This is a genomic window from Parendozoicomonas sp. Alg238-R29, from assembly GCF_947331445.1.
Lineage (GTDB): Bacteria > Pseudomonadota > Gammaproteobacteria > Pseudomonadales > Endozoicomonadaceae > Sansalvadorimonas.
Genome location: NZ_CAMZOG010000111.1, coordinates 1 through 11750, shown reverse-complemented (window position 1 = coordinate 11750; position 11750 = coordinate 1). Strand labels below are relative to the sequence as shown.

Here is an 11750-nt window from a genome sequence, read left to right as displayed (position 1 = left end):
CTATAACGATCTTGAATATCTGTATCTGAAAATTCGACAGGAGGCTCAGAAATGATCAGCCAACCTGCGAAAGAGCCCAAAATAGAGAAAAGCAGGGCGCTCATCCAGGGTGAGGATTTTGAGGCAAGCGAATGGCCAGCCAGCGTATAGAAAAAGACAGAGGCAGCAATGCCGACAAATAAACCCAGTTCAGAAGTCAGTAAAGCGTGAAGTTTCATGATGCGACACTCATGATTAATAACGAGTGCCGTGAATCAGCAGGTAGCTGCGATCCATCCGCAATCCGAAGCTGCTTTGGTAGCGGATATAAAAGTATTGGTTAAACACATCATAAATTCGGGTAAGGTGTCTCCACTCCAGAGGTGATGGTTGTGGTGGAGGCGAGTCCCGGTACTTGCTGAACAGAGCAAAAAACTGACCAATATATTCACTTGGATTTGCATCCCTGGTTGTTAATACAAGGCGCCTGCCGGGTTTGTATACACGACTGAGCTCGTGTGCAGCCTGCTCCGGGTGGCCTGTGAACATGACACCAAATGTAGAAATGGCTGCGTCACAACTGGCATCTTTAAAAGGAAGAGCTTCTGCGTTTGCACTGACTTCATTATGCGGCTCAGTCATGCCGAATGCTCTCCCAGGAAAGAAAGCCATCCAGTGTAGAAGAAAGCTCACACGACAATTGACCTTTGTCTTTCGGAGGTGAGAAATGAGCATAATCGAGGTAAGAAATGAGCATAAATAGTGTACAAGATCAGTGGTTTGTACGTCTGGGATTGCGCCATATAGCTATTTGGGTACAATAGCCCCCGGACTTATAACCCATAACTCCAATACAGCTGTCGGCCAGAAGACTATCGTCTCGGTCAGATAGGCAGAAAAAACCATAACAGGGTGTGCCATGTCCCAAGCAGAACTCATAAATGAAGGCCTGTCGCTGATGATGTTCGGCATGGGCTTTGTCTTTATCTTTCTGACCGTCCTGGTCTTTGCCACCAGTTTGATGTCAAAAGTTGTGTTGGCCATTGCTCCGGAGGACGCTGCACCAGCTCCCCGCAGAGCTGCAGCACCAAGTGCTGGTGCCACAAATCCTGCTGCAGACCCGGTTCTGCTCGCAGTGATTGGCGAAGCTATCAGCCAGCATCGCGCACGCCGCCAATAACTGCCAGTTTCTGTATTTTCTATCTGGGGGAAATGAAAGGATGACCGTTAATAAAGCGCCGCTGGGCATTACCGATGTCGTATTACGCGACGCACACCAGTCGCTGTTTGCTACCCGTTTGCGCCTGGATGATATGCTTCCTATTGCAGAGAAGCTTGATGAGATTGGTTACTGGTCTCTGGAAAGCTGGGGTGGTGCCACATTCGACAGTTGCATTCGATTCCTTGGGGAAGACCCATGGGAACGTCTGCGTGAACTGAAGAAAGCTATGCCGAAAACCAAGCAGCAGATGTTGCTGCGTGGTCAGAATCTGCTGGGCTACCGTCATTATGCGGACGATGTCGTGGATAAGTTTGTAGAGCGCGCTGTTGCTAACGGCATGGATGTGTTCCGGGTATTTGATGCCATGAACGATCCACGCAACCTGCAGCAGGCTATGAAAGCTGTGAAGAAGCAGGGCGCACATGCTCAGGGTACTTTGTCTTTCACGACCAGCCCTGTACATACACTGGACAACTGGATTGATCTGGCCAAGCAGATTGAAGATCTGGACGCAGATTCTCTGTGTATCAAAGATATGGCCGGTATCCTTAACCCTTATGATGCTTTTGAGCTGGTTTCTCGCTTGAAGAAGGAAACCAATCTTGAAATACAGCTTCACTGTCATGCGACAGCTGGTCTTTCTTCCATGACCCTGTTGAAAGCGATCGAAGCTGGCGTTGACCGTGTTGATACTGCAATTTCTTCTATGTCTATGACCTACGGACATTCACCCACCGAGTCAATTGTTGCTGCCCTTCAGGGATCAGAACGTGATACCGGTCTGAATATCGAAAAGATTGAAGAAGTTGCCGCTTATTTCCGTGAGGTACGGAAAAAGTACGCCAAGTTTGAAGGTGCGCTGCGCGGAGTCGATTCCCGTATTCTGGTGGCTCAGGTGCCTGGTGGCATGCTGACTAACATGGAGAGCCAGCTGAAGGAGCAGGGCGCTGCAGACAAGTTTGACGAAGTACTAAAGGAAATTCCAAGGGTTCGCGAAGATCTTGGTTTTATTCCTCTAGTCACGCCAACATCCCAGATTGTTGGTACCCAGTCTGTCTTGAATGTTCTGACTGGCGAGCGCTACAAGAGTATATCTAAGGAAACGCAGGGCATTCTGAAAGGTGAATACGGCGCAGCGCCTTCTGCCATGAACGCAGAACTGCAAGCTCGTGTACTGGATGGCTCAGAACCTATTACCTGTCGTCCGGCTGATCTGATTGAGCCTGAGATGGACAAGCTGGAAGCAGAAGTGAAGGCCGAGGCGAAAGCCAAGGGTATTACTTTGGCCGATAGTGCTATTGATGATGTCCTGACTGTCGCACTCTTCCCCCAGATCGGTTACAAGTTCCTCGAGAACCGTGGCAACCCAGATGCTTTTGAGCCTGTACCAACAGGTCAGGAGATGGTCGCTAAAGACAGTGGTAAGCCAGAGGTTTACACTGTTAACGTTAGCGGTACCGAGTATGTTGTCGAAGTCAGCGATGGCGGTGATGTATCCGGTATCAAGGCGGTTTCAGCATCTCCTGCGGCTGCCGGTGCACCAGCAGCTGTTCCTGCCGGTGGAGGCGATCCTCTTCCTGCCCCTCTCGCTGGTAATATCTGGAAGGTGAATGTTCAGCCAGGTCAGCAGGTTCAGGAAGGCGATGTTGTTGTAATTCTTGAAGCCATGAAGATGGAAACCGAAGTGCGCGCTCCTAAGGCCGGTACTGTAGCCAGTGTCACCGTGAAGGAAGGCGATTCCGTGGTTGTTGGCGACGAGCTTATCGCGCTCGCTTAAGGAGGCTGTTATGGATAAGGTAATAGCCCTTTGGGAAGGGTCCGGCCTGTACAACTTGGATATCAATTCGGCGATTATGATCGCCATTGGTTTCCTGTTGTTGTATCTGGCCATTCGCAAAAACTTTGAACCACTGCTGCTGGTGCCGATTGGTTTTGGTGGCATTCTTGCCAATATCCCTGCTGCTGGTTTGGCTTATAGCGCAGTTGAGCAGTTGGCTCATGTGGGTACGGCGGCTCAGCTGGATCAGTTGGCGGCAGTGTTGGGTTCACAATTTGAGAGCTATAAGCAGATTCTTGATGTGTACTACAGCGCTCCGGCTGCAGCGCAGACAGCTGCTGAACAGTTAGCTGCAGATCTGAGTTATAACAATGGCATGTTGTATAACTTCTACTCTGTGGCTATTGGCAGCACTGTTGCTCCTCTGCTGATATTCATGGGTGTAGGTGCCATGACCGATTTCGGTCCACTGCTGGCTAACCCGCGTACGCTGTTCCTGGGTGCTGCTGCACAGTTTGGTATCTTCGCGACCGTTCTGGGAGCTGTGGGTATGACCTCTCTGGGCATAATGGACTTCTCTGTTGCCCAGGCGGCTGCTATCGGTATTATCGGTGGCGCGGATGGTCCGACTGCAATCTATGTGTCCAGTGTTCTGGCTCCTGAGTTGCTGGGTGCAATTGCTGTATCTGCCTACTCCTATATGGCTCTGGTACCAATGATTCAGCCGCCCATTATGAAGGCGCTGACCACTGAGAAAGAGCGTGCCATTGAGATGGTTCAGTTGCGCCATGTTTCCAAGTTGGAGAAGATTAGCTTCCCGCTGGTGTTGCTGGTGCTGGTAGCGCTGTTACTGCCAGACGCTGCGCCACTGCTGGGCATGTTCTGCTTTGGTAACCTGATGCGTGAGTGTGGTGTTGTCGATCGCCTGTCTGATACTGCTCAGAACGCTCTGATTAATATTGTAACCATCTTTCTGGGGCTCTCTGTTGGGTCCAAGCTGGTGGCGGACAAGTTCCTGAATCCAGAAACCCTGGGTATTTTGTCTCTGGGTATTGTGGCTTTCGGTATCGGTACTGCTGCTGGTGTTTTGATGGCCAAGTTGATGAACGTGTTCAGCAAGCAGAAGATCAATCCGCTGATTGGTTCGGCAGGTGTTTCTGCTGTGCCTATGGCCGCACGGGTGTCCAACAAGGTTGGTCTTGAGGCGAACCCTCATAACTTCCTGCTGATGCACGCTATGGGGCCAAACGTGGCTGGTGTTATTGGTTCTGCTGTTGCTGCTGGTGTGATGATTAAGTACGTGTCTGTACTGTAATCTTCGCCACTGAAATGAAAAGGCCCAGCTTGAAATCAAGCTGGGCCTTTTTTATATCTGGCTGATAACGGGCTGGGTTATCAGGAATGAACGGACTTTATTCCAGTCGTTCATTAAGTCTTAATCAGACGATGAATCCTTAAGCTCAGTGGTCACGTTCTCAATTTTTTCCAGAGTGAACTGCCGACGCTTCTTGTAAGTCACCTTTGGCGCAGAGCTGGAGCTTTTATGCTCTGTCGGCATGCTCAGAACAGGAGCTTCGTTATTTATGCCCTGGTTGTTGCTGATGTTTTGTCTCGGTTCTCGCCTTTCTTCTCGCTGCGGACGTGCGGCATTGAACTGAGGAGGCAGCTCTCTGCTTTGCTGTGGCTGTTCGTCACGACCTTTTCGGACACTATTGATTGGCTGACCAAACTGATTGCGGCGTTCAGGTTTTTTCTGCTTGGCTTCCGTCTCTTCCTGCATGTTTAATCGCATGCGGTAGGGGTGTCCATAACCACGCTTTCGGCGTTGTTTATTATCGGTAGGCTCGGGGGGTTTCAAACCAGTGAATTCCTCATAAACGGTCGAGTAGAGGTATTTGCTCATTTCGTCCTCCGGAGGATGACGTCCTGTAACTTTTGAAGTGTTTATGGCGCCGAATACTAGACAATGCTTTGCAGAGCAAACATAGGTAACACTACCTAAAGCTCAGAAGGCGAAGGGCGGTCGAAATTCCCACATTGACATATCTATCTGCTCCCACGCAGCGAATGCGTAATTATTGGTCAAATGTCGCCTTCTATCATTTTTTTTATCTATTAATGCCCATGATTAAATAGCCCTTTACTTGCTATATTCATCCTCGAACTGAAAGGTTGTTATGGTCAGATTCAGAGAGTAGCATGGCCGCCTTTTCGTAGTATTGCGCGCATCAGTCATGAGAATTTTTCTTTATAGTATAGATTCGCGCTTTCTGAACGCATGTTTCTGGAGTTGTCATGCTGGGCCGTATCCATTCCACTGATTCTTTTGGCACTGTTGATGGGCCGGGTATTCGCTTTGTTGTGTTTATGCAGGGCTGTGTTATGCGCTGTCGTTACTGCCATAACCGTGATACCTGGAGCCTGAAAGAAGGTGAAATGGTAACGGTGGATGATCTTATGCAGAAGATTATCTCGGTTAAGCATTTTCTAACCGGCGGCATAACAGTGTCCGGTGGGCAACCCACTTTGCAGCCGGAGTTTGTGACTGAACTGTTTCGCGCATGCCGTAAAGAAGGTATTCATACCTGCTTGGATACCAATGGTTATGTAAAAGGCATCAGTCCGGCGATGGCGGATTTGATGGATGCCACAGATCTAGTGCTGCTTGATATCAAGCATATGGATAATGATTTACACCAGAAGCTGACCTGGACGAAAAACGACCGGGTTCTGAATTTTGCGCAGTATCTTCAAGATGTAAATAAAGCAACGTGGGTGAGATACGTTGTTGTTGAAGGTTACACTACGAAAGAGGAATACGCTGTTCAGCTGGCTGATTTTGTGAAGCCTATGAAGAATGTTGAGAAAGTTGAGCTGCTGCCCTATCACTCGCTTGGAAAACACAAATGGGACATGTTGAAAGATGAGTATGAGCTGGATGAGGTGAAGCCGCCATCAGAAGAGTTGATGCAGCGCCTGCAGCGTATTTTTCTTGAACGTGGTATTCATGCCATTTACTGATAATAAAACGCCCACTTGAGTGGGCATTTTATTTTTCGGGAGAGAACGTTGTTAACCGTTAAAAATACGGTTTTCCTGTTCCTGTACCCGAATAAAGGTGGTGCGCTTGGTCAGCTCTTTTAATTGCGCTGCACCCACATAAGTGCAGGTGGAGCGAACGCCACCCAGAATATCCTGAACGGTGTTAACGACGGGGCCACGGTAAGGAACTTTCACAGTTTTACCTTCAGACGCACGGTACCCCGCAACGCCACCGGAGTGCTTATCCATAGCGGTGGATGAGCTCATACCGTAAAACTGTTTAAATGTTTTACCGTTTTCTTCAACGATTTCACCACCGGATTCATCGTGACCCGCCAGCATGCCCCCCAGCATCATAAAGTCGGCGCCGCCACCAAAACCTTTGGAAACGTCTCCAGCACAGGTGCAGCCACCATCGCCGATGATCTGGCCGCTTAAGCCGTGAGCAGCATCGGCGCATTCAATAATGGCAGACAGTTGTGGGTAACCAACGCCAGTCTTAACACGAGTCGTGCATACAGAGCCTGGGCCGATGCCGACCTTAACAACATCCGCACCGCCGAGAAGCAGTTCTTCAACCATTTCGCCGGTTACTACGTTGCCGGCAATAATGACTTTGTCTGGGAATGCCTGACGGACTCTGGTGACAAAGCTGACGAAGTGTTCGGAATAGCCGTTGGCAACATCAATGCAGATAAAGTAGAGCTTGGGGTGGCGCTCAAGCAGGCTGGTCAGTTTGGCGAAGTCTTTGTCAGAGGTGCCTGAGCTGACCATGATACGGTTATAAATGTCTTCGTCTGCGTCTTTCAGGAAGGTGTCCCATTCCTGTTCTGTGTAATGCTTGTGAAGAGCTGTGAGCATGTCATGCTCGGCAAGGGCCTTGGCTATTTCAAACGTGCCCACAGTATCCATATTGGCTGCGATAACAGGTACACCAGTCCATTCACGGCCAGAGTGCATAAAACGGAAGGTGCGTTGTAACGAGACTTGGGAGCGGCTGCGCAGGGTAGAGCGCTTGGGGCGGAACAGAACGTCTTTGAAACCGAGTTTGATATCACTTTCTATGCGCATAACGATGCTTAAGCCTGTCTGGCCCTAAAAAAAAGATATAAAGAAAGTGTACAAGCAGTTGAAAAAACAACCAGTGAGGTGGGTGCGGGTTTCAGCCGCTTATACCGATTAAGTATCCAGTAATTCTGTGGGGCTGTAAATATGTGTTCGATACATTGTTGGTTTTGGTAAAGAGTGGTTTCTTTCTAAAGATAATCAGACGAAGAACCATCCAGCTGGGAGTCGTGGGTTTCGCGCATAAAAAAACGCCCTTGCCAGTGACGGCGAGGGCGTTTTATATATAGCGCTGATGTCAGAAAGATCAGTTAACCAAAGAATGGATTTTGGTTTTGATCAGGTCGATAGCAATCTGGTTTTTGCCACCGCGAGGGATGATAAGATCGGCATGCTGGCGAGAAGGCTCAATAAACTGCAGGAACATAGGGCGAACAGTTTCCATATACTGGTTGATGACTGACTCCATATCTCTCCCGCGGTTGATAATGTCGCGCTGCAGTCGGCGGGTCAGGCAAATGTCCAGTGGTGTATCCATGTAGAAACGCAGATCAAACATTTCACGGATTGCAGGATTTACAAACAGCAGAATACCTTCAAAGATAATGACTTTAGATGGCTCTATACGACGGCTTTCCCGCGTACGGTTGTGCTCGCTGTAATCGTAAATTGGTACTTCAATCGGCTGACCTGCTTTCAGCGCTTCCAGATGTTTTAACAGCAGGTCGTGGTCCATAGATTCCGGGTGATCGTAGTTGGTTTTAACCCGTTCGCTCATGGACAGATGGGTTTGGTCTTTGTAGTAAGAATCCTCAGAAATAACGCACAAATGCTCTCGGGGAAACTCCTTTACCAGAGTCTCTGCCAGCAGGCTTTTTCCTGAAGCGGAGGCTCCTGCGATTCCGACCAGAATGGTTTTCTGAGACATAAGGATCAGCTGTCCTGAATTTATTGAAATTAGGGGGGAGTATAGTTATTGGCCGTTTCGAAGTGGATAGGGCTTTATACATAATTAGTTGAAATTATAAATAATTGTTGATCACTTTCACCTGCCGAGTAGACGAAATCAGGTCTCTGGGGTATAAACGCCTTTTTCTGCGGTATGCATAATGAGCAGCCTGACTAACCCTTCCCGACTGATGTTGCGTAACTGTGATGAGCTGGCAGTAAGCCGCCTGCTTCTGGTCATGCCTCCCTCCGACAGTGTGATATCTGAGCTTGGCAATGAGCTTTCGGATACAGAAATCAGTGTGTTTACTACTGTCTCAGAAGCTGAGCAGATCGCCAGCCGAAATCTTCCTGCTGATCGTGTTGCTTACAGTTATGATCTATCCAGTCTTAAAGGCGCTTATGATTCTATTGTTTTCTATCTGCAAAAAAGCCGACCACTTGTAGAAGCGATGATGTCTCAGCTATGCCCCAGGCTGTCTGAAAATGGTACTTTATGGCTGGTTGGTGAGAATGGAACCGGTATTAAATCCTGGAGGAAAAAGCTGACAAAGTGGGGGGCAGTTGATTCTGTTGCAAGTGGTTGTCATTCCGGGATGCTTAGCCTTCAGCCTGATGACTCTTTCAGAGCACCGGCCTCTGAGATAAAAGAATCGCACTTCTCTGTTGAGGTTGCTGGCACGATTATTGATGTGGCAACGCTGCCCGGTGTGTTCAGTCATGGTCGTCTGGATGTTGGGACTAGATTGTTGCTGGAAGCATTGTCGAAAGAAAATGTTCGCGGTCAACTGCTGGACTTTGGTTGTGGTGCTGGTGTTATTGGCAGCTGGTTTGCGGCAAGGCATAAACGCTGTCGCCCCACCCTTCTGGATACCGATGCCATGGCACTGGAGTCTGCCCGTAGAACCTTGGCGGCTAATCGGCTGGAAGGTAAAGTTATAGCCAGTCATGGCTTAAATAACCTGAAAGGAAAGTATGACTGGATTGTCTCCAATCCTCCTTTTCATGAAGGGATAAAAACCCGCTACGATGTAACAGAGCAATTTCTTCAAAAGTGCCACAGCCATCTTGGTAAGGGCGGTCAGCTACGTATCGTTGCTAACAATTTTCTGAAGTACCGGCCGTTAATAGAAGAAGCTTTTGGCCACTGTGAAGAACTGGCTAGAGGCAATGGCTTTACGATTTACGGAGCGACTGTAGCCAAAGAGTTTCAATCGGCAGAAATCTGACTTTTTAACGTTTCTTGTTTCATCTCTTCAGAAAAAAGCGTCAGTGTTTTATTTGTACAAACTGACGCTTTTTCATGTGTCGGTTCTCCATTTTCATTTGCTGTTATAGGTTCTGTCGCATTCTTTCCTGTCATTTGCTCGGGGTGTTATGTCTATCTATGGTGATGGTATTTCGGGCTGCCTGGGCCTATTGCTGATTTGAGCTGATGGAAGTAGGGCGGTTGTTTCGGAGTTATCAGGGAGAGGTATCCGATGAGCTGGCTAGGAGAAGTACTGGGTGATCGTTTTCCTAATGCGAAAAATGCGTTGGGAACACTGGAAGCGAAGTTGTTTCACAATAACCTTGTTGGCAAGGTGAAATACTTTTGGCGTGGACTAAAAGTTTCTGTGGTCAATGCTTTTCAAACCTTTAAGCGCAATGCTGAAGATACCCCAATGCACTTTGTGCGACTGGATAGGCGGGTTATCCAGGTTCAGAAAAAAATAATGGAAGGTAAAGAACTCACCACAGATGAGCTTGAATTGATTGCCTCCCATGGAGATGCAAGCAAAAAGGCACAATATTTTGAGAATATGCTCGCGTTCGTTAAGAACCCTGCCAACGTTCATGCACTTGAAACTGCTAAGGCAAAGGCTGAAGGTAGAGCGTTTCATGAAGCAGAAAGTAGGAAAGGACAAAGTGTTGAGCAAAAGGAACGGACTCGTGCGGAAAACCTGGAGGTCTTCAAAAGAGACGAGGCTTTTGCTGTTAATGGCGGGCATAAAAAATGGCGTCAGGACTGGCAGAGCCGCTTGATTTTGTTTGGTGGTGACAATACTGGGGTGACGGGTACCGTGCAGCACTTTAATGAGGCCATGCAAGAGATTGCCAAAAAAAATGTAGATAGTACAGAAACGCCTGATATGCGTGACACTGCCATGGTTCGGGCCCTGCAAGGTAACTTGGTACAGCTCGAAGAGTATCAAGATACACTCAATAGGGAGTTGGATACTCGTTACGAAATGGCCGAGGGCGGTGTGCCCGTTGATCCTGAGCGTTTGAAAACTCTCAAGCGTTATGCTGCCCATGATGCTATTCAGTACACCAAGGACTGTATTACTGATAAGCGAGTGAGAGGGCAGTTAATGCTTGCTTACAAACGACACTTTTTGGGTGTTTCCAGTATTCGCCCAGCCCTTCAGAGAACGGAGTCGCCCGAAGAGTTTAAAGCTAAAATTGCTAAGCTTGAAGCTTTGTTGAATACACCGAAGTCACAGCAGGACACTACCTTTGATGATTGATAGTTAGATGTAGAGGTGGGTTTTTAACGGCGACCAGGAGGGAGTCGCCGTTTTACTTTCAGTCTTGTTTCAACGCATCAAGAAACTTGCGAGACTCGTTAATCGAACGCTGCATATCACTAATCAGGCGATTAATATCAGATTTAATGTTATTGAATTCCCCTCTCAATGCAGAAACCGCCCGGGCATTGAGATTATGTTTCAAGTAGAGCACTTGATCCTGAAAGGCATTTAATACCGGTTGCATACGGGCTTCGGATTTCTTAAGACTTGCCACCATTCGTTCGTACTGGCGACGGGTATCCTTAAGCTTGAGGGCACTGGCCTGTTTCAGTGAAGAGCTGGTGTAAAGATCCAGTTCGTCTTCCCACTCATCGAACAGAGCTTCGGAAACATCTTTTACTGCAGAAATACGACCACGAACGTTTTCTGCGGCAGACAGGCTGTCCTCATATTCTCCATTCAGTTTGTCATAAAGGTCTTCCAGGTCACCGCCGTCAAAGTTCACAACTGTACGAAACTGATCGAGAGCTGATTTGAACTGCTCCTGTGCTTCTTCCTGAGCGCTTTGAGTGTCTTCAATGCGATCAATCATAATGTCCCGTTTATGAACACCCACCTTTTCCATTGCGTTGTAATAGGCGCTTTGACAGCCGGTTATAAGGAGGATTGCCGATACTGCCAGGGTGCATCGTACATGTTGTGAAATATTCATGGCTTAGTTTCCGTCTTTTTCTTTTATCGCCTTGATGAGTTCCTGGTTGCGTTTATCAGCTAAATGGGAGTTCACAACAAACAGCGCATGAACAATACCGGGAACCCAGAAAAGCAGGGTCAAGATGATATTAAGAATGCCTTGAACCGGCTTTCCACACAGGAAAACTGCCAAAGGTGGCAGAAGGATTGCTAACAAGTAACGCATGGTTTCACCTCAGAAGGGTAATATCCTTATTATGATGCGAATATTACACGCAGATGAGCGTTATCGCGACATCTACAGATTAAATAGAAATGTGCGATGTTGTTCTGCTCTGTTAAATTTGTGGGCTCTGTTCACAATAAATGTGGGTTGAGCCAATGGGATGCTTCCTGATCTAACAAACTCTCTTCCGAGAAGATATGTGTCTTTAAAAATCGTTTCCAGCCCAGATAGCGCGATAAATATTTCGTTGCTACGCCTTTGAAAAAACCATTAATCCAACGTTTG

The 11750-nt window shown here is 47.9% G+C and carries 12 protein-coding genes and 1 pseudogene; 6 read left to right on the top strand and 7 right to left on the bottom strand.

The window, feature by feature from the left end; all coding sequences use genetic code 11:
- Both QMA35_RS19570 and QMA35_RS19565 read right to left on the bottom strand, forming a co-directional pair.
- On the bottom strand, positions 1-218 hold a 218-nt coding region (locus QMA35_RS19570; protein WP_281648834.1), incomplete at its 3' end, for a hypothetical protein.
- A 16-nt stretch (positions 219-234) separates the two neighbouring features.
- On the bottom strand, positions 235-621 hold the full coding sequence (locus QMA35_RS19565) for a methyltransferase domain-containing protein (RefSeq protein WP_281648833.1): 387 nt from the start codon (positions 619-621) through the stop codon (positions 235-237).
- Between the two features lie 277 nt (positions 622-898).
- Here QMA35_RS19565 and QMA35_RS19560 point away from each other — a divergent pair, with 277 nt between their 5' ends.
- The 3 genes from QMA35_RS19560 to QMA35_RS19550 are packed head-to-tail and all read left to right on the top strand — an operon-like array spanning position 899 to position 4293.
- A complete protein-coding gene (locus QMA35_RS19560) occupies positions 899-1159 on the top strand; it encodes an OadG family transporter subunit (RefSeq protein WP_281648832.1) in 261 nt (86 codons plus the stop codon).
- A 40-nt stretch (positions 1160-1199) separates the two neighbouring features.
- Entirely contained in the window at positions 1200-2978 is a 1779-nt protein-coding gene (oadA, locus tag QMA35_RS19555) for a sodium-extruding oxaloacetate decarboxylase subunit alpha (protein WP_281648831.1), read from the top strand.
- A gap of 10 nt (positions 2979-2988) precedes the next feature.
- The gene (locus QMA35_RS19550) at positions 2989-4293 is read left to right on the top strand and encodes a sodium ion-translocating decarboxylase subunit beta (RefSeq protein ID WP_281648830.1); all 1305 of its coding nucleotides are present in this window, start codon (positions 2989-2991) and stop codon (positions 4291-4293) included.
- A gap of 120 nt (positions 4294-4413) precedes the next feature.
- Here the strand turns inward: QMA35_RS19550 and QMA35_RS19545 are convergent, their stop codons facing one another.
- Positions 4414-4881: a hypothetical protein gene (locus QMA35_RS19545; protein WP_281648829.1), complete on the bottom strand. Its 468-nt coding sequence runs from the start codon at positions 4879-4881 to the stop codon at positions 4414-4416.
- 392 nt (positions 4882-5273) lie between these two features.
- Between QMA35_RS19545 and pflA the strand changes: the two genes are divergently transcribed.
- On the top strand, positions 5274-5999 hold the full coding sequence (gene pflA / locus QMA35_RS19540; protein ID WP_281648828.1) for a pyruvate formate-lyase-activating protein: 726 nt from the start codon (positions 5274-5276) through the stop codon (positions 5997-5999).
- A gap of 51 nt (positions 6000-6050) precedes the next feature.
- Here the strand turns inward: pflA and QMA35_RS19535 are convergent, their stop codons facing one another.
- The gene (locus tag QMA35_RS19535; RefSeq protein ID WP_281648827.1) at positions 6051-7091 is read right to left on the bottom strand and encodes a GMP reductase; all 1041 of its coding nucleotides are present in this window, start codon (positions 7089-7091) and stop codon (positions 6051-6053) included.
- Positions 7092-7392: 301 nt separating this feature from the next.
- A complete protein-coding gene (udk, locus tag QMA35_RS19530; protein ID WP_281648826.1) occupies positions 7393-8013 on the bottom strand; it encodes a uridine kinase in 621 nt (206 codons plus the stop codon).
- A 181-nt stretch (positions 8014-8194) separates the two neighbouring features.
- Between udk and QMA35_RS19525 the strand changes: the two genes are divergently transcribed.
- Both QMA35_RS19525 and QMA35_RS19520 read left to right on the top strand, forming a co-directional pair.
- Positions 8195-9262 (top strand): methyltransferase, encoded by a 1068-nt coding sequence (locus QMA35_RS19525; protein ID WP_281648825.1) that lies wholly within the window; start codon positions 8195-8197, stop codon positions 9260-9262.
- A 252-nt stretch (positions 9263-9514) separates the two neighbouring features.
- Entirely contained in the window at positions 9515-10543 is a 1029-nt protein-coding gene (locus QMA35_RS19520; RefSeq protein ID WP_281648824.1) for a hypothetical protein, read from the top strand.
- Between the two features lie 58 nt (positions 10544-10601).
- Here QMA35_RS19520 and QMA35_RS19515 read toward each other — a convergent pair whose 3' ends face one another.
- On the bottom strand, positions 10602-11258 hold the full coding sequence (locus QMA35_RS19515; RefSeq protein ID WP_281648823.1) for a DUF2959 domain-containing protein: 657 nt from the start codon (positions 11256-11258) through the stop codon (positions 10602-10604).
- A gap of 72 nt (positions 11259-11330) precedes the next feature.
- A pseudogene (locus tag QMA35_RS19510) lies at positions 11331-11465 on the bottom strand (YqaE/Pmp3 family membrane protein); the annotation flags it as partial.
- Positions 11466-11750 lie beyond the last annotated feature (285 nt).